Genomic DNA, 17,427 nt, shown 5'->3' on the forward strand with positions numbered 1-17,427 from the left:
TGAAAAGACATGTGCGCTGCAATCGCACCAACGGTTGCGGCCCCCAAGACCCGTCACCCTCGCGCAGGCGAGGGTCCATCACCTGCCCACCGCCACAAGCGCGCCTCCGTGCGTCTGCCTGCGGTTGGACAGGACGCCGCAATAGTCGAGCGAATCGGGACGCCAGCTTGTCGCCGTAGCAAAAGACATTCGCGTGATACGCAGCCCTACCCAGAACCCGCCGTTCGCGCATCCGGCGCGCAACCAAGTGCGAACGACCGACTTTGGGACTTAGCGGTCGTTCCTCGTAGGGTCGCTGAATGTCTGCCTTTGGCAGAAGCAGACATTCGCTCGCGGTATCGAACGCCATCGTAGCCGCTGTTTATCGGCTTGCAGAGGGAATGGAGTCTGTCGTCAGCCTCGCTTCGGCGGCACAGAAAGGCGGGGCGTTTCGGGTCGAGCCGCGCATAGGGTGCCGATGACGCGTGCTGGCCGATCAATCTAGACCCTCCTGCTTGAAGAAGCGGAGCGGCATCCTTCCGACACAACCGACGTCGTGTTTAGCGGCGCCGGCGCGGCTGGAATCGCGACTGCGCGGGCATTGATCGCCCGCGGATTCTAGGGCTGGCCGCCGTGGCGTGACTGAGGGAAGGGAATGCGGGCCTCGGACTGGCACTGCCGTGTTGATTTTATGCCGCTGGATCCGTCGCCGCATAAAGGCCGCGGATTAACGCGATGTCAGCTTCGAGCCTGGGGCTATGTGGCCGGTTGGCGCGCCAACTCCACTCCGTTGCCGCCACATCAAGCCCTAGCCTCCGCGCCGTCTCGATATGCCTGCGCGCCAAATCATCTTGACCAACTGCTACCCCGATCAGCGCCTTCAAGACATGGCCATGAGCAAGTGTCGGGAGTAGTTTGATACACTCATCGATGGCAGCATCAGCTTCAGCCAAGCGATTCAGTTCGCGATACGCAAGCGCCTGAAAGTACTTTACAGCCCAAGTAACGTGCCAGCCTGGCGCCAGCCGCAATGTCGAGGCGAAGTGTGACAGCGCTTCGTCAGGTCGATTAAGCATGACGCAGGAAACGCCATAAAAATATTGCAAAACCCCACTGCCCGGCGCCTTACGCACGGCCTTTCCTGTATATCGAATGCCTTCCTCGGGATCGCGAATGCCGCAAAGCGCGTTCCCGGCCAAGGACAGTACTGTCGCATCTTCCGGCGCTAGTTCTAAGGCACGCTCCACTATGGCGCGAATTCGCGCGACCTCGCCTAGATCATCGCAACCGGCGAAATTATAGTTCAACGCCAGTGTGGTTGCCAGCTGGGCATGGCCATAAGCATAGTCTGGTGCGATGGCTACGGCGTGCCGGGCTTCCTTGATGGCAAGCTGCAAAGATGCCGCATTGTAGTTTCGATAAGCGGAAGTGCTTCTTGCAACTGCCTGCCAGGCGGTGATGTCCCTAGGCTTTCTAAGCGCCCGCTCCATCTCGACTGTAAAGACCTCGGAATCGAGGCTGGCGGCGACCTCTGTCACCAGATCTTCCTGTAATTCGGCCAGTTCGGCCAGAGGGCGGTCGAACCTCGCTGTGCCTATTACTTCGCCCGTGGCTGCCTCCAGAAGTTGCGTCGTAACTCTTAAATTCGCGCCCGAACGGCGTACATTGCCTTCGAGCAGGTACTGCACGCCAAGCCGGCGACCCACCATAGCAAGATCGGTGACCGCCTTGCGGTTGAGATTGGCGGTGGCGGTTGAGCCCAAGACGCGAACATTCACGCCCTGCGACAACGCCGAGATGACATCCTCAACGAATGCTTCCGCGAACACGTCATCGTCGGCCAACCCGGAGCGGTTGGTGAACGGCAGCACTGCCAGCGATGGGGCCGATCCGCTCTGGCCGGGCTTAAGAGTTTCTTCGACTGTTGGCGCCGAAGGCGTGGCGGCAGAGACATCCAGAGACGGTGCAGCTGCTTGCCCCATGAACCGCTGCACGTCGCCAAGGAAGGCCGTCCAAGCTTGGTCATTAGTGTTGCCCTGCCAGTGCGCCAACTCCGCCGTCTGCGTCAGTTCGAACATGATGGGTCGGTCACACGGCTCGATCATCACGGGCACGAGGGTCTTGTTGCGGTCCGCCAGCGTGGCTTCTGCTCGCACCCAGCGGCTTTCCACCGAATGTTTCGACCACAGCACCACAACGGCCTTTGCGGCTCTCAGCGCCTTTTCGGTCACTTGATCATAGTTATCACCGGTCCGCAGCCCCACGTCCCACCAGACTGCGAATCCATGCGCCGCAAACGCATCGACAAACAGCTTTGCCCTCGCTTGGTCCTCGCGATTGTAGGACAGAAAGATATCGGTCACAGCTTTAGAAGGCCCGAGCTTGAAGGCTTTGTATAATGCAGCAATGCCGAAAAGTCGATACGACTTTGGGTGAACTCGCGTTGCACGCCGATCGACAACCCGTTCTCAAGCTTTGCTTCTGATCAATCAAGCTGAAGGACGCAGCGCATAAATCCCCGTACCGTTTTGGTCTGCTTAAATCACAAATAGGCAAGTTCCCTTTGCAGGCGCACCTTCGTCATGCCGCTCAACGACAAACGAACAACCGGTTCCCGCAGTAGCGGCCGTTCACGCGAGCTTCGCTGATCGACGGGAACTGGGTCGGAAGCGGTCATTTCCTCCCGGCGATTGCGAACGGCGGCTATCCCGTCAGCATGTCAGCCAGCGGCGGTCCTAGATTCGGTCCCAAGACCCGACAACACATGTGCGCCCGTCTTGCGGCGCCCGTCCCCCAAAAATAATGACGGCCCGCCGTGTTTCCATGGCGGGCCGCCAGCGGCCCTCCCGCTTCGGCGGCAGCGGGTTGTTCGCTGCCTATGCAATAAGGCTTCAGGATATCAGAATTTGAAACCGGCTTCCACGCCGATCACGCGGCGCTGGCCCGGCGAAATGAACGAGCCGCCGAATTCGATCGCCGGGATGACTTCGTTCAGCCACTGCCGATCAAGCAGGTTGTTGGCAAACACCGTCACCTGCCAATTGTCGCCCTCAAGGCCGGCGCGCAGGTTGACGATGCCGAACGCCTCGCGGCGCGTCACGTCGTACCGGGCGTTGCCCACGACTGCCGGCAGGGCCAGCGCCGAGATGGGAAGCAGGCCGGAGAACAGCGTCGGCTTTTCCTGGTTCTGCACCGAATGGAACCAGGTCGGCCCGGTCAGGCGGTAATCCGCGCGCAGCGTGCCGCGCAGGCCATCGGTAATCGGCAGCACGACCTGCGTGCCAAGGTTCAGCGTATAATCGGCGGTGTACGGGCTCTTGTTGCCCACCGTATCCGGCCGGCTGGTGTTGCGCTTGATCTTGCTGTCGGTGACGTTGCCCGAGGCGAACAGCGACCAGCCGCTGATCGGCTTGACGGTCACATTGGCTTCGCCGCCCCACAGATCGACGCGGTCGATATTGGACACGACGCGCAGCAGGCCGAAGCCGCCGACGAAGAATTCGAAGAACTGCATGTCGCGGACCTGGGTATAATAGGCCGCCGCATCATAGGTGACGGCGCCGTCAAGGAAGCTGCCCTTGATGCCGGCTTCGAACGCGCTTGACCGTTCCTTGCGATATTGATCGCCGATGCGCACGCCGGCGTTGATGGTGCCGGGCGTCACGCCGTCGTTGAAATTGTTGTCGACAATCGCGGCCGAGCCCTGGTTGTTGAAGCCGCCAGACTTGAAACCAACGCCCCAATCGGCGAACAGCGCCGTGTCTTCGCCCAGCTTGTAACGCACCGTCACCTTGGGCTGAAGCTGGCGGAATACCGCCGATTTGGGTGCAATCGCGCCGCCGGCCTGGCCCGGGTTGATCGGTCCGCCAGTGATCGGATCGCTGACCAGCGGCACCAGGTTGGTGGCGCTGCGGTCCTCGATGTCATAACGCAGCGCAAGGCCGGCGCTGAACTTTTCGTCCGGCTTCCAGTCCAACGATCCGAAACCAGCATAGACGCTGGTGTTGAAACGGTCGTTGAACAACTGGCTGGTCGGGTTCGCCGAGCCGGGGGCGTTGTACAGGGTCGGCAGCACGCCGCGCCCAAGGTCGGCGCCCAGCGAAATGCCGGTGGTGCGCTTGATGTTGAGGTAATAGGCGCCGATCGACCAGCTGATCGGGCCATCACCCGTCGAGGACAGGCGCATTTCCGCCGAGAAATCGCTCTGTGCGCGGGTCTGGAGCTGCGTGCCGTCGCAGGTCGTCGGGCTATAGGCACCAAAGGTCGAGCCATTGGCCGGCGCGAAGATGAAGGGCACCGGAATCTGGCCGATGAACGTCGGCGGCGCCAGCGGCGTGCCGGTCAGCTGCGCCGTGGTGGCAAAGCACTGGTTGTTCACCGCCTGGCTGGTCGGGTTATTGATATTGCTGATGTAGCGCGCAAAATCCGCCGACGTGCCATCGGCGGTCAGCGCCTGATCGACATCGGAATACAGCGCCCAAGCCGTCAGCTTCATGGATTCGAAGTCATGCTCGATCCGGGCCGATGTCTCCCATGTCTCCTGATTGTTGGTCGGGCGGATGTTGCTGTAATAGCGAAAAGGACGGTCGTTGACGTTTTCATAGAACGCCGGGTTCACGCCGGCGAAATTCGGCAAGTGGAAACTGGCGTTGAAGTTGATCGATGCGCCGGACAGCTTGGCATAGCGGGCCTTTACGTCCAGCGTCGTGTCGGGGCCGAGCTTGGCGATGATGCGGCCATCGAGGCCGAAATTCTGCTGGTCATCGACGACCTTGCGATTGCCGAGGAATTCGTTGCGCCAGAAACCATCGGTGGTCTGGTAATTGGCGGACAGCACGAAGCCGATGGTGTCGCTGATCGGCCCGGCCACGTGCCCGAAGATCTGGCCGGTTGCCAGTTCCCCGTAATTGGCGCGCACGGCGCCCGACAGCACATCGCCGGGTTTGATCGTGGTCATGACAATGGCGCCGGCCGCAGCGTTGCGGCCATACAGGGCGCCTTGCGGGCCCTTGAGAACTTCGACCTGGCGCAGCGTGCCCTGCACCTGGTTAAGCTGGGCGGTGTTGGTCTTGAGAATGCCGTCGACAACCAGCGCCACCGAGCTTTCGGCGTCGCGGGCGCCATTGAGGCCGCGAATGTTGATCTGCGTGTCGCCCGCTTCGGCGGTGCCCGACACGATGGTGACGCCGGGGGTGAGCTGCAGAAATTCCTGCGCGCGGAACACGCCGGTGCGCGCCAGTGTCTCGGCGGTCAGCACGCTGACGCTGGCCGGCACATCGATCAGGCGTTCGGTGTCGCGCCGTGCCGTGACGAGGATTTCTTCATCGGCAGCGGTGTCGTCTGCAGCCTGCTGCGCGGGGCCTGCCTGTTGGCCTGCGGCTGGCACCGCCAGCCCGAGCGCCATCAGCGCGGCCGAGCCCAGCAGATACGCTTGAAACCGCTGATGTCCTGAAGATACCGTCATTGTCGTCCCCATCCCCTGACGGCTTTCCCCGACCGTCAATCCGCGCTATTGTATACAAAATGGGGCGCTTGCCAAGCAAAGTCCCATCCGCTCCGGTGCAAATCCCTGCCCGCCACGGCGGTTTTGCCGGCCGGCGCGGCAGTTTTGCAACACGAAAGGTCCAGGCTCTTATCATGTCGAGCGCAGCAGACCGCGCCTATGCCGAAATTCGCGGGTTGATTCTGGCTGGCGATGCCATGCCCGGAACGCCGCTGCGCGAAGAAGCGCTTGCCGGGATTGTCGGTGTGTCGCGCACACCCGTCCGCGACGCGCTGCGCCGCCTGGAGGGCGAGCTATATGCCGTGCGCACCCCCGGCGGGCGGCTGGTGGTCGCCGATTGGGACGCCGACGATGTCGCCGAAATGTTCGCCCTGCGCGCCATGCTGGAAGGCCATGCCGCCAGCCGCGCCGCCGCCCGCATGACGCCGCAGGTTCTGGCCGCCTTGCGCGACAGCAACGGCGCGATCGAGGCCGCGGTGGCGGCGCCGGTGCCCGACATCGGCATTTTCTTGCGCGAAAACCGCCGCTTTCACGATATCACCATTGCCGCTGCCGGCTCGGCGCGGCTGGCGAACATGTTGTCGGCGCTGGTCGAGCAGCCGGTCGTTCGGCGCACGGCGGCGCGTTACGACCGCAGCGACCTGATGCGTTCGGTGGTCGAACACGGCCAGCTGGTCCAGGCCTTTGCCGCTGGTGACGCCGAATGGGCGCGCGCCACCATGGCCGCGCACATCCGCCGCGCATTTCACGCGTTTCGCACGGCAATCTGACCGATATACGCCAGTGCCTGCGCCTCGCCGATGACTTCAGCGGTCTTGGCCGCCAGGTCGAACAGGTTGGCGGCGTGCACGGCGGCGTCGCGGTCGCCTACGGCATCGCGGACCACCAGCGGCACAAAGCCATGGCACAGCGCGTCCACCGCCGTGGCCCGCACGCAGCCCGAGGTCGACAGCCCTGTGATGATCAACGTGTCGACGCCTTCTGCATGCAGTTGTTCGGCCAGGCCGGTGCCGAAAAACGCCGATGGAAAATGCTTGGTCACCACCCTGTCGCCGGGCATCGGCGCCAGTTCGGCGGTGAAATCCCCCATCGGGTTGCCGCGCACGAACACTTTGAGCGCTGCGATCTTGTGCCAGAAAATCCCGCCGCCTTCGCCCTCCGGGCCATATTCCACGCGCGTGAACAGCACGGGCAACCCGGCAGCGCGCGCCGCATCCGCCAGTCGCGCCGCGCTGGCCCGCGCGTCCTCGACGCCGGCACACAGGGGTGATTCCGGGTCGAAATAGGCCCTGGCAAAATCGATGAGAATCAGCAGTGGCCGTGCGCCAGGCCGCAGCGCGCCGCCAAATCCGGCGGCGGCATAATCGGCAGCAAGTGCCGTTTCGTTCGAGTCCATTCCGGTGCCTTTTGCCGTCTCGTTCACGCCCGTAGTCACCTGGACCTCCCTTTTGTCCCCTATACAGGGCAGAGCCGAATTTGTATACAAAGGCCATGCCTACACTCGCTCCCGTGCAGATCGTCGAGGTGTCGCCCCGCGATGGCCTCCAGAACGAGGCCGGCTTTGTCGAAACGGCCGACAAGCTGGCACTTGTAGGCCGGCTGATTGCCATGGGCGCCGTCCGCATCGAGGTTGCCAGCTTCGTCAATCCGCGCCGCGTGCCGCAAATGGCCGATGCCGAAGCCGTGGTCGCCGGCTTGCCCGCCGCGCCCGGCGTGCGCTTCATCGGCCTGTGCCTCAATGAACGCGGCGTCGACCGCGCCATCGCCTCGCTGGACGGCGTGCGGCCGCTGGACGAGGCGGGCTGCGTGCTGGTCGCCACCGATGGCTTCGGCATCGTCAACCAGGGCCAGAGCGTCGCCGACGGCATCATCGCCAACACAGCCATGCTCAAAAAGGCGCGCGCCGCCGGGCTGTTTGCGCAGGTGACTATCTCCGCCGCGTTCGGCTGCCCCTATGAAGGCGCGGTGCCGGCCGCGCGCATCGTCGAACTGGCCGCCCGCATGGCCGACGCCGGCGCGCAGGAAATCGCGCTGGCCGATACCATCGGGGTCGGCGTGCCGGCGCAAGTTGCCGACCTGACCGGCGCGGTCATCGCCGCCATCGGCGACATTCCAGTGCGCCTGCACCTGCACGACACGCGCGGCCTGGCGCCGGCAAACGCCTGGGCCGGCTACCAGGCCGGCTGCCGGACGTTCGATTCCGCGCTTGGCGGCCTTGGCGGCTGCCCGTTCGCACCCGGCGCGGCCGGCAATGTCGGCACCGAGGAGCTGCTGTATCTGTTCGGCCATTCCGGCATTGCCACCGGGCTGGCCCTTGATCAGGCGCTGGCCGCCAACCGCTGGTTCGCCGGCATCATGGGCCGCGCCTTGCCCAGCCGCGCCGGAAAAGCCGGCGATTTCACAGTCACGGAAAACACCAAGTGAGCTATCGTCTTGGCGTCGATGTCGGCGGCACTTTCACCGATCTGATCGTCATCGACGATGCCACCGGCCAGGCCTTTCGCGACAAGGTGCCATCGACCCCCCACGACCCGAGCCAGGCGGTCATCGCCGGCGCCCGCCAGCTGTGCGAACGCGCTGGCATCGCGCCGCAGGACATTTCGCTGTTCCTGCACGGCACCACTGTGGCCACCAACGCCGTGCTCGAACACAAGATCGCCCGCGTCGGCCTGATCGTCACAACCGGTTATCGCCATATCCTGCAAATCGCCCGCAGTCTGGTCCCCGGCGGCCTTGCTGCCTGGATCGTCTGGCCCAAGCCGACCCCGATGGCGCCGCTGGAATGCACCATCGAGGCACCCGAACGCATCGGCGCCGATGGCAGCATCGTGCGGCCATTGGACGAGGCGGGCCTGCGAGCCAATCTGCGCATATTGGCCGAGGAAAAGGTCGAGGCGATCACCGTCTGCCTGATCAATTCCTACATGAACGACGTGCACGAACGCCGCGTTGCAGAGATTTGCGCCGAAGAACTGCCCGGCATCCCGGTGAGCATTTCCGCCGATATCCTGCCCGAAATGCAGGAATATGAACGCGCTCTCACCACCGTCGCCAATTCGGCGGTGCGCCCGACCGTGTCGCGCTATGTCGGCAATCTCGAAGCGGAGCTCAAGGCCTGGGGCACGCCGGCCAAGCTCAACCTGCTGCGATCCGACGGCGGGCTGATGTCGGCGGAAAAAAGCCGGGGTGCGCCAGTCAACCTGCTTATGTCCGGCCCGGCTGGCGGTGTCGCGGGCGCGGTCTGGGTGGCAAAGAATGCCGGCCAGCCCAATGTGCTGACGCTGGACATGGGCGGCACGTCCACCGATGTCGCGCTGATCGAGGATTATCAGGCCCGTTTGCGCCGCGAAACATCGGTCGGCCATCTGACGGTGCGCGCCTCCAGCCTTGATGTGAAAACCGTTGGCGCCGGCGGCGGCTCCATCGCGTCCGTGCCGGAACTGACGCGCGCGCTGCGTGTCGGCCCGCAATCGGCCGGCGCCGTGCCCGGCCCCGCCGCCTATGGACGCGGTGGCGAGCTGCCCACCGTCACTGACGCCAATGTCGTGCTGGGCTATCTGCCCGAAAACCTGCTCGGCGGCGCCTTCAAGCTCGACCGTGCTGCCGCCACCCGCGCCGTGCAGACCGTGGCCGATGCGCTGGGCCTGCCGCTGATGGATGCCGCCGCCGGCATCATCGCCATCGTCAACGAAACCATGTTCGGCGCCCTGCGCCTCGTCAGCGTGCAGCAAGGCTATGATCCGCGCGATTTCGCGCTGATGGCGTTTGGCGGCGCCGGGCCATTGCACGGCAATGCGCTGGGGCAGTTGATGGGGAGCTGGCCTGTCATCATTCCGCCGTCGCCGGGCGTGCTGTGCGCCTGGGGCGATGCCACCACCCGGCTGCGCGTCGATGCCCAGCGAAGCTTCAACAAGCTTGTCACCCACACCAGCGATGCCGAGGTTGGCGCCGTCATTGCCGATGTCATTGCCCAGGTGTCTGCTGAACTGGCCAGCGAAGGCGTCGATACCGCCGACATCGAATTGCGCACCGAAATCGATATCCGCTACGCCGGCCAGGCCTTTGAAGTGCCACTGTTCTCGGCGCCGGGTGCGACCATCGCCGAACTGGCGAGCCGCTTTGATGCCGAACACAAGCGCCTGTTCACCTTCAACCTGCAAGTGCCGCAGGAACTGGTCAACATCCGTGTCGTGGCGCTTGGCAAGGCCGCCAATATCCAGGCGCCGAAACTGGCGCGCGGCGACGGCAACCCGGCGGCGGCAAAGCTGCGCGACCATGAAGTCTGGATGGACGGCGCCGCCCGTCCGGCCGTCATCTACGACCGCGCCCTGCTGCGCGCCGGCGATATCGTCCCCGGCCCGGCTGTCATCATCGAAATGGATTCGACGACGCTCGTCCACACCGGGCACAACGCCAGCGTCGATGATTTCGGCAATTTGCTGATTGCGCCGCAATTGCTGGTGGCGCCGGCCTGATGTGGACGCGCCGCAAACCTCCGCCTCCCGGCCCGGACGGCGATCGTCCGCCGACAGGCATGGAAACCACCATCATCCATCTGGCGGGCTGGAGCCTGCTGGTCACTGCCGTGTTGTGGGCGCTGATCGCATGATCGGCCGTGCCCTGGCCATGGCGGCGCTGCTGCTCGCGGCGGCACCGGCGCCTGCCGCTGTCGTCTCTAACGATGCTGGCGCCTTCACCACATCCCATGCCGCGGATTTGCCGGTCGCGCCGGCAACCGTCTGGGCGGCACTGGTGCGGTGGCAGGCGTGGTGGCCGCCGGCGCACAGCTATTCCGGCTCTGCGCCGACCCTTGACGTGCGCCCCGGCGGCGCTTTGTCTGAAAGCTGGGCCGGCGGGCATGTCCTGCACGCGACTGTTCTTGCCGCCCTGCCGCCGCGCCTGTTGCGCTTGCAGGGCGGCTTCGGTCCGCTGCAAGGCCTGCCGGTCACTGCCGTGCTGGAATTCACGCTCGCCCCGGGCGCCGCGCCCGGCTCCACCCGGCTGGTCATGACCTACCGTGTCGCCGGGCCTGCCTCTGCCGGCCTGCCGGCCATGGCGCCCGCCATCGATTCCGTGATGGGCGAGGGCTTTGGCCGCCTCGTCCGCCTCGCTACCCCAGCTACTCCGTAAGGGAAGCCCATGTCCGCGCGAATCATCGAAACCAATCCGCAGCCGTTCGCACCCGTGACCATCGATCCGGTGACGCTGGACATCGTCGAAAACGCCCTGCGCAACGCCCGCATCGAAATGGACGCCACATTGGTGCGCACCGCCATGTCGCCGGGCATCCGCGAACAGGGTGACGCGTTCCCGCTCATTGCCAATCCCCGCGGACAAATGATCGTCGGCCAGTTCGGCAGCTTCATCGACGGGTTTTTGCGCGGCTATGACGGCACCATCGAGGAAGGCGACATGCTGCTCCTTTCGGACCCCTATAGCTGCGAAGGCGCGATTTCGCATTCGAACGACTGGCTGGTGCTGCTGCCGGTGTATCGCGGCGGGCGGCTTGTGGCATGGACCGCGATGTTCGGCCACCAGAGCGATATCGGCGGCAAGGTCGCCGGCTCCATGCCCATCGACGCGCGCTCCATCTTCGAAGAGGGCGTGCGCATTCCGCCGGTGAAAATTTGGGCAAGGGGTGAATACAACGAAGACCTGATCCGCCTGGTGATGCACCAGACCCGCAAGCCCGACTGGTGCGCCGCCGATCTGAACGCGCTGATCGCCTCGTGCCGGGTCGCGGCACGGCGCATCGACGAAATGTTCGCGCGGTTCGGCGACGATGTCGTGGTCGCAGCCATGGACGACCTGCTGGCCCGCAACCACCGCGCCATGAAGGCGCTGATCGCCACGTCCGTCTCCACCGATATCGTCAGCTTCACCGATTTCATCTGCGACGACGGCGTCGGTTTCGGCCCCTACAAGATCACCTGCTCCATGCAGCGGGTGGGCGACAAGGTCGTGCTGGATTTCACCGGCACCGACCCGCAAAGCGACGCCTCCATCAATTTTTACCTCAACGAGAACATGTTCAAGATGTTCTTCGGCATCTACATGATCATGGTCTTTGACCCGCAGATCATGTTCAACGACGGGTTCTATGACCTGATCGAGGTGAAGATCCCGCGCGGCTCGTTGCTCAAGCCCGAATATCCCGCCGCCTTGTCGGGCCGCACCCATGCGCTGGGGCGCATCTTCGACATTCTCGGCGGCTTGCTCGGGCAGCGCACGCCGGAATTCCTGTGCGCCGCCGGTTTCTCCTCCAGCCCGCATTTGATGTATTCCGGCCGGGACGAGCGGGCGGGCAAGGACGGCGAATGGTTCCAGCTGTTCCAGATCGGCTTTGGCGGCATCCCCGGCAAACCGTTCGGCGACGGGCCTGATGGCCATAGCCTGTGGCCGGGCTTCACCAACGTGCCCAATGAATTTCTCGAACGCTATTTCCCGCTGCGCATCGAACGCTATGAAGCGCTGCCCGATACTGGCGGCGCCGGCCTCAACCGGGGCGGCAACGGCATCCTGATGTCCTATCGCTTCCTGTCGGGCGGTACCGTGTCGGTACATGATGACCGCTGGTTCACCTACCCTTGGGGCGTCAACGGCGGCAAGCCGGGCAGCCGCGCCCGCAAGATCCTCGAAAAGCCCGATGGCAGCACGCAAATCATCGCCAACAAGCGCGATAGCCTTACCGTCGAAAAGGATGACGTGCTGCACTTCATCACCTGGGGCGGCGGCGGCTGGGGCGACCCGTTGCAGCGCGATGCCGAACTGGTCGGCCTCGAAATCCGCCAGGGCCTCGTGAGCGCCGCCGGCGCCCGCGCCTATGGCGTGGTGGCCGATGCGCGCGGCGTCGTCGACATGGCGGCAACCACCGCATTGCGCGCCGAAATGGCCGTGCAGATCGACCCCGCCGACGCGCTGTTCGATTTTGGCGGCGACATCGAAACCCTGCGCGCCAATTGCCTTGCGCAAACTGGCCTGCCGGCACCGCGCCCGCCTGTGTGGCATCACGCGATTGCTGCCGAATGAGCGCGATTCCCGACCCTGGCCCCGCAAACACCGGGCCTTTGGCCGGCATCCGTGTCGTCGAAATGGGCCAGCTCATCGCCGGGCCGTTCTGTGGGCAGCTGCTCGGCGACATGGGCGCCGATATCATCAAGCTGGAACCGCCCGGCGAGATCGGCAAGGGCGGCGGTGACCCGATGCGCGTCTGGGGGCGCGGCGATTACCCGATGTGGTGGGAAGTCGTCGCCCGCAACAAGCGCGCCATCAGCTGCAACCTGCGCGATCCCGAAGGGCAGGCGCTGGCACGCAAACTGATCGCCAAGGCCGATATCCTGATCGAAAACTTCCGCCCCGGCACGCTGGAAAAATGGGGTCTTTCTCCCGAAAGCCTGCACGCCGAAAACCCCGGCCTGATCATCGTGCGCGTCTCCGGATACGGCCAGACCGGGCCATACAGCGCCCGCGCCGGCTTTGGCGGCATCGGCGAGGCGATGGGCGGCTGGCGCGCCATTGTCGGCGACCCTGACCGCCCGGCCAGCCGCATGGGCGTGTCCATCGGCGACAGCCTTGCCGCCACCTATGGCGCATTGGGTGCACTGGCCGCGCTCAACCACCGCCACCAGACCGGCAAGGGCCAGGTCGTAGACAGCGCGCTCTATGAGGCGGTGCTGCAAGTGATGGAATCGCTGGTGCCGGAATACAGCGCGTCCGGCTATGTCCGCGAACGGTCAGGCTCGGTGTTGCCGGGCATTGCGCCCAGCAACGTCTATCCGTGCAAGGACGGCGAATATCTGATCGGCGCCAACCAGGACACGGTGTTCGGACGCTTGTGCGCCGCCATGGGCCAGCCTGAATTGGCAACAGATGTGCGCTATGCCACCCATATCGCGCGCGGCCGCCATCAGGAGGAACTCGACGCCCGCATCGCCGACTGGACGCGCACGCTGACCATCGACGAGCTTGAAGCCAGCATGATCGAAGCCGGCGTGCCGGCCGGCAAGCTTTATCGCCCCGCAGACATGCTGGACGACCCGCATTTCGCCGCCCGCGACGCCATCATCGGCATGGCCCACCCGCGCTGGGGCGAAGTGAAGATGCAGAACGTCTTCCCCAAGCTCAGCGCCACCCCCGGCACCGTTCGCCGCCGCGCCCCCGAAACCATCGGTCAGGACAATGCCGATGTGTATGGCGACCTGTTGGGCCTGGACGCGGACGCGCTGGCCGATCTCAAGGCGCGCGGCGTGATCTGACCCCCCAGCCTCAAACCCTCGGCCTCAAATCCTGACTCTCAAATCCTCAGGCCCAAACCCCCCACAGCATCCACAGCCCCAGTCCGGCAAACAGCGCGGCGGCCGCGATCCGCACGGTCCGCAGCGGCACGAGTGTCAGCACCTTTTCCCCCAGCAGCACGGCAGGCACATTGGCCAGCATCATGCCCAGTGTCGTGCCGATGGTGACCGCCAGCACGTCATGATATTGCGCGCCCAGCGCCACGGTCGCCACCTGTGTCTTGTCGCCGATTTCGGCTATAAAGAACGCGATCGCCGTCGCCACAAAGGCGCCGCGCCCGCTCATCGGCGTCGCTGTCTCGTCGATGGTGTCGGGCACCAGCGTCCAGCCGGCCATGGCGATGAAACCCAGCGCCACAATGCTCGCAAACACCGGGCCGTCAAACAGCCCCGACAGCGCCGATCCGGCCCAGGCTGCCAGTGCATGATTGGCCAAAGTCGCGGCCAATATGCCAAGGATGATCGGCACCGGCGCCCGGAAGCGCGCCGCCAGCACGACCGCCAGCAGCTGTGTCTTGTCGCCGATCTCGGCCAGCGCCACCACGCTGGTCGCGGCCGCGACAATGCTCCCGAAATCGCTCATGCTGCGGCCTAATGCCGTCGGGCGGCGCACACAAGCCGTCCCCCTTGCGCGCGCGCTGCTATCGGCGCATCGGTGCCCGCATGATCGCCTCCCTGATTGCGGCCGTGCTTGCTGCGGCCCAGCCCATGCCGACGCCAACCGCGCCGACCATCCCGACCGCCCAGATCGACAATACGCTGGAAATCACCGGCGACCCGCTCGATGCCGAGGAACGCCGCAACCGGCTGTTCGTCGAGGTGCGCGTCAACGGCAAGGGGCCATTTTTGTTCCTCGTCGACAGCGGCGCCGACCGCTCGGTGGTCAGCCTTGATCTTGCCGACCGGTTATCCCTGCCCGCCGGCGCTGTCGCCCGGCTGCAAAGCATGGCCGGCGTTGCCCGCGTGCCGACGGCGATTGTCGACCGCATGACCATCGGCAAGTCGGATATCGGCCCCATCCGCACGCCTGTGCTGTCGGCGCGCGATATCGGCGCGCAGGGCCTGATTGGCATCGATGCGCTGGCCGACCAGCGTCTGCTGATGGATTTCATCCGCAAAACCGTGACGGTGCAGGATGCGAGCCGGCCATCTTCGGGGGAGCCGGGCGAAATCGTCGTCACCGCCCGGCGCCGCAAGGGCCAGCTCATCATCACCCAGGCCAGCGTGCGCGGCACCAAGGTCAGCGCCGTCATCGACACCGGATCCGAAGTCACGCTGGGCAACATGGCGCTGCGCCGCCGCCTGTTCGGCCAGCGCGTCCTGAACAACGCCAGGGACATCAAACTCACCAGCGTCACCGGCCAGACGCTGACCGCGCAAGCCATGGTGATCGACAACGTCAAGGTCGGCGGCATCACGCTCGACAATGTCGTCATCGCCTTTGCCGACGCCTCGCCGTTCGCGCTGTTCGGCCTGAGCAACGAGCCGGCGATCTTCCTGGGCAGCGACTTGCTCAACAGTTTCCGCAAGGTCGGGCTGGATTTCCGCAATCGCAAGGTGCGCTTCGTTTTGCGTTGAACCTATTGGCTGATGCGCAGCACCTTGCCGCTGGCCTCATCCGTCGTCACCCAGATCGCGCCATCGGGCGCCGTCCGCACATCGCGCACCCGTGCCTTGATGCTGGGGAAAATCCGTTCCTGACTCACCACCGCGCCGCCCGCATCCAGATCGATGCGCCGCAATTCCTGCGATGCCAGCGCGCCGACAATGAGGTCGCCCTGCCAGGCCGGCCACATCGCGCCGCGCACGACCGCCAGCCCCGACGGCGCAATCGACGGCACCCACACCACAACACCGTCGATCATGCCCTTGTAGGTCTTGAACGGGCTGATGGTTGCGCCGGAATAATCCAGGCCCTTGGTGGCAATCGGCCAGCCATAATTGCCGCCGCGCACGATGATGTTGACCTCGTCGCCGCCCTTGGGGCCATGCTCATGCGCATACAGCCGCCCCGAGGCGGCATCATAGGCCAGCCCTTGCGGATTGCGGTGGCCGTATGACCAGATGCTCGCCTGCGCACCGGGCGTTTTCGCAAATGGATTGTCGGCCGGAATGCCGCCATCGCGCCGGATGCGGACGATCTTGCCCAGCCCCGATTGCAGTCGCTGCGCCTGTTCGCGCCGGTCAAAGCCATCGCCCGTCGTCATCACCAGCGTGCCATCGGCCAGCATCGCCATGCGGCCACCGAAATGCACCGGCGTGTCCTTGGCCGGCGCCACCTGAAAAATCACCTTCACGTCTCTCAGCGCCGTGCCGTCAAGCCGGGCGCGGGCGATGCGGGTGAAATTGGCGCCCGGCACCCCTGCGGCATAGCTGAGATACAGCATGCGGTTGGCAGCGAATTCCGGGTCGAGCAGCACATCGAACAACCCGCCCTGGCTCTTGGCGTAAACGGCCGGCACGCCGCTGATCGGCGCCGGGGCCTTGCCAGCGGCAATCAGGCTCAGCTTGCCGCTGCGTTCGGTGACCAGCACGCCGCCGTCCGGCAGGAACGCCAGCGACCAGGGGTGGTCCAGCCCCGATGCAATGGTCTCGATCTTCGGTGCAGCCTGTGCCGGCGCCACGGCTACCAGCAGCAGTGCGCCGACAAATGTCCGCATGACCCCTTGTTTTGCCTGCATGCCTGGCTCCCTTTCGCCCGCGCCGCTTTTGTTCGGTCGCCAGCCGCGCTACACAATCTGCATAGGAGATGCGCTATGAAGCTGTTCAATACAACGCTGGATTGGCTGCTTGCCGTCGTCGTCGCCACTGTCGGCGCCTGTTGGACCCATAGTTGGCGCGTGCAGGCCGGCCTCAAGGCCGTCGGCGCCGAGATTCCACCAAGCCTCGCCTACAAGACCATGATGCAGGATGCGTTCGGCATGGGGCCGGCTGTCGCGGCGGTTTTCGGCCTCGGGCTGGCGCTGGCTTTCCTCATCGCGGCCTTGCTGCGCCGCCGCTGGCCGATGGTGCCGCCGTCATTTGCTTATGCTCTTGCCGGCGGCGCTGCGGTCGCCACGGCGCTGTCGCTCATGAAAACCGCCATGGCGATCACGCCGCTGGCCGGGGCGCGCGAACCCATCGGCTTTGCCATGATGGTGATGTCGGGCGTCATCGCCGGGCTGGTGTTTGCGTATTTCCAGCCGCGCCGTGCCTGACGCGCCACTTGCAGCGCAGGCCTTGCAGCGCCGGGCCGCCGCCCCATATCGGGTGGGACAGGAGACTGACTGCCCATGAACATCGAAAAGTTCACCGACCGCGCCAAGGGCTTTCTGCAATCGGCGCAGACCGTTGCCATCCGCATGAACCATCAGCGCGTCGCGCCGGAGCATGTGCTGAAAGCCCTGCTCGAAGACGAACAGGGCATGGCGTCCGGCCTCATCAAGGCAGCCGGCGGCGAAGCGAAGGCAGCGCTGCAATTGACCGACCAGGCGCTGGCCAAGATCGCCGTCGTGACCGGCAGCGGCGCCCAGAACCTGGCATGGGACAATGACACCGTCCGCATCCTCGATTCCGCCGAACAGATCGCCGCCAAGGCCGGCGACAGTTTCGTGCCCGTCGAACGCCTGCTGATGGCGCTGGCGCTGGCCACCACCACCGCTGCCGGCAAGG

Annotated in this window: 15 protein-coding genes; 10 read left to right on the top strand and 5 right to left on the bottom strand. The window is 65.0% G+C overall.

All coding sequences use genetic code 11. From position 1 onward, the window contains the following. Window positions 1-668: 668 nt before the first annotated feature. Both RMQ73_RS08155 and RMQ73_RS08160 read right to left on the bottom strand, forming a co-directional pair. Complete coding sequence (locus RMQ73_RS08155; RefSeq protein ID WP_310497648.1) at window positions 669-2,342, bottom strand: TIR domain-containing protein; 1,674 nt, start codon at window positions 2,340-2,342, stop codon at window positions 669-671. 536 nt (window positions 2,343-2,878) lie between these two features. Beyond that, window positions 2,879-5,443: a TonB-dependent receptor domain-containing protein gene (locus RMQ73_RS08160; RefSeq protein ID WP_310497649.1), complete on the bottom strand. Its 2,565-nt coding sequence runs from the start codon at window positions 5,441-5,443 to the stop codon at window positions 2,879-2,881. A gap of 173 nt (window positions 5,444-5,616) precedes the next feature. Here RMQ73_RS08160 and RMQ73_RS08165 point away from each other — a divergent pair, with 173 nt between their 5' ends. Next, complete coding sequence (locus RMQ73_RS08165) at window positions 5,617-6,252, top strand: GntR family transcriptional regulator (RefSeq protein ID WP_310497650.1); 636 nt, start codon at window positions 5,617-5,619, stop codon at window positions 6,250-6,252. Here RMQ73_RS08165 and RMQ73_RS08170 read toward each other — a convergent pair. Continuing rightward, entirely contained in the window at window positions 6,228-6,878 is a 651-nt protein-coding gene (locus tag RMQ73_RS08170) for an isochorismatase family protein (RefSeq protein WP_310497651.1), read from the bottom strand. The genes RMQ73_RS08165 and RMQ73_RS08170 overlap by 25 nt on opposite strands. A 95-nt stretch (window positions 6,879-6,973) precedes the next feature. Here RMQ73_RS08170 and RMQ73_RS08175 point away from each other — a divergent pair, with 95 nt between their 5' ends. The 6 genes from RMQ73_RS08175 to RMQ73_RS08200 are packed head-to-tail and all read left to right on the top strand — an operon-like array spanning window position 6,974 to window position 13,737. Continuing rightward, the gene (locus RMQ73_RS08175) at window positions 6,974-7,906 is read left to right on the top strand and encodes a hydroxymethylglutaryl-CoA lyase (RefSeq protein ID WP_310497652.1); all 933 of its coding nucleotides are present in this window, start codon (window positions 6,974-6,976) and stop codon (window positions 7,904-7,906) included. After that, window positions 7,903-9,957 (top strand): hydantoinase/oxoprolinase family protein, encoded by a 2,055-nt coding sequence (locus RMQ73_RS08180; RefSeq protein WP_310497653.1) that lies wholly within the window; start codon window positions 7,903-7,905, stop codon window positions 9,955-9,957. The genes RMQ73_RS08175 and RMQ73_RS08180 overlap by 4 nt, the downstream gene beginning before the upstream one ends. Then, a complete protein-coding gene (locus tag RMQ73_RS08185; protein WP_310497654.1) occupies window positions 9,957-10,091 on the top strand; it encodes a hypothetical protein in 135 nt (44 codons plus the stop codon). The genes RMQ73_RS08180 and RMQ73_RS08185 overlap by 1 nt, the downstream gene beginning before the upstream one ends. After that, entirely contained in the window at window positions 10,088-10,612 is a 525-nt protein-coding gene (locus tag RMQ73_RS08190) for an SRPBCC family protein (protein ID WP_310497655.1), read from the top strand. Before RMQ73_RS08185 ends, RMQ73_RS08190 begins: the two co-directional genes overlap by 4 nt. Before the next feature lie 9 nt (window positions 10,613-10,621). Next, window positions 10,622-12,511, top strand: a complete 1,890-nt coding sequence (locus RMQ73_RS08195; protein ID WP_310497656.1) for a hydantoinase B/oxoprolinase family protein — start codon at window positions 10,622-10,624, stop codon at window positions 12,509-12,511. Continuing rightward, window positions 12,508-13,737 (top strand): CoA transferase, encoded by a 1,230-nt coding sequence (locus RMQ73_RS08200; protein WP_310497657.1) that lies wholly within the window; start codon window positions 12,508-12,510, stop codon window positions 13,735-13,737. The genes RMQ73_RS08195 and RMQ73_RS08200 overlap by 4 nt, the downstream gene beginning before the upstream one ends. A gap of 46 nt (window positions 13,738-13,783) precedes the next feature. Here the strand turns inward: RMQ73_RS08200 and RMQ73_RS08205 are convergent, their stop codons facing one another. Further along, window positions 13,784-14,359: a TMEM165/GDT1 family protein gene (locus RMQ73_RS08205; RefSeq protein ID WP_310497658.1), complete on the bottom strand. Its 576-nt coding sequence runs from the start codon at window positions 14,357-14,359 to the stop codon at window positions 13,784-13,786. Window positions 14,360-14,439: 80 nt separating this feature from the next. Here RMQ73_RS08205 and RMQ73_RS08210 point away from each other — a divergent pair, with 80 nt between their 5' ends. After that, on the top strand, window positions 14,440-15,354 hold the full coding sequence (locus RMQ73_RS08210; RefSeq protein ID WP_310497659.1) for a retroviral-like aspartic protease family protein: 915 nt from the start codon (window positions 14,440-14,442) through the stop codon (window positions 15,352-15,354). A 2-nt stretch (window positions 15,355-15,356) separates the two neighbouring features. Here RMQ73_RS08210 and RMQ73_RS08215 read toward each other — a convergent pair whose 3' ends face one another. Next, on the bottom strand, window positions 15,357-16,436 hold the full coding sequence (locus RMQ73_RS08215; protein WP_310497660.1) for a PQQ-dependent sugar dehydrogenase: 1,080 nt from the start codon (window positions 16,434-16,436) through the stop codon (window positions 15,357-15,359). A gap of 96 nt (window positions 16,437-16,532) precedes the next feature. Here RMQ73_RS08215 and RMQ73_RS08220 point away from each other — a divergent pair, with 96 nt between their 5' ends. Beyond that, complete coding sequence (locus tag RMQ73_RS08220) at window positions 16,533-16,973, top strand: hypothetical protein (protein WP_310497661.1); 441 nt, start codon at window positions 16,533-16,535, stop codon at window positions 16,971-16,973. 75 nt (window positions 16,974-17,048) lie between these two features. Next, window positions 17,049-17,427: Clp protease N-terminal domain-containing protein (locus tag RMQ73_RS08225; protein ID WP_310497663.1), on the top strand; the 379-nt coding region annotated here is incomplete at its 3' end.

The sequence above is a fragment of the Sandarakinorhabdus sp. genome (assembly GCF_031430775.1).
GTDB lineage: Bacteria > Pseudomonadota > Alphaproteobacteria > Sphingomonadales > Sphingomonadaceae > Sandarakinorhabdus.

Excerpts from the sequence above, each read along its gene's own strand:
- RMQ73_RS08160 (WP_310497649.1), bottom strand. The coding sequence starts at position 5,443 with ATGACGGTATCTTCAGGACATCAGCGGTTTCAAGCGTATCTGCTGGGC.
- RMQ73_RS08165 (WP_310497650.1), top strand. The coding sequence starts at position 5,617 with ATGTCGAGCGCAGCAGACCGCGCCTATGCCGAAATTCGCGGGTTGATT.
- RMQ73_RS08170 (WP_310497651.1), bottom strand. The coding sequence starts at position 6,878 with ATGGACTCGAACGAAACGGCACTTGCTGCCGATTATGCCGCCGCCGGA.
- RMQ73_RS08175 (WP_310497652.1), top strand. The coding sequence starts at position 6,974 with ATGCCTACACTCGCTCCCGTGCAGATCGTCGAGGTGTCGCCCCGCGAT.
- RMQ73_RS08185 (WP_310497654.1), top strand. The coding sequence starts at position 9,957 with ATGTGGACGCGCCGCAAACCTCCGCCTCCCGGCCCGGACGGCGATCGT.
- RMQ73_RS08190 (WP_310497655.1), top strand. The coding sequence starts at position 10,088 with ATGATCGGCCGTGCCCTGGCCATGGCGGCGCTGCTGCTCGCGGCGGCA.
- RMQ73_RS08195 (WP_310497656.1), top strand. The coding sequence starts at position 10,622 with ATGTCCGCGCGAATCATCGAAACCAATCCGCAGCCGTTCGCACCCGTG.
- RMQ73_RS08200 (WP_310497657.1), top strand. The coding sequence starts at position 12,508 with ATGAGCGCGATTCCCGACCCTGGCCCCGCAAACACCGGGCCTTTGGCC.
- RMQ73_RS08205 (WP_310497658.1), bottom strand. The coding sequence starts at position 14,359 with ATGAGCGATTTCGGGAGCATTGTCGCGGCCGCGACCAGCGTGGTGGCG.
- RMQ73_RS08210 (WP_310497659.1), top strand. The coding sequence starts at position 14,440 with ATGATCGCCTCCCTGATTGCGGCCGTGCTTGCTGCGGCCCAGCCCATG.
- RMQ73_RS08215 (WP_310497660.1), bottom strand. The coding sequence starts at position 16,436 with ATGCGGACATTTGTCGGCGCACTGCTGCTGGTAGCCGTGGCGCCGGCA.
- RMQ73_RS08220 (WP_310497661.1), top strand. The coding sequence starts at position 16,533 with ATGAAGCTGTTCAATACAACGCTGGATTGGCTGCTTGCCGTCGTCGTC.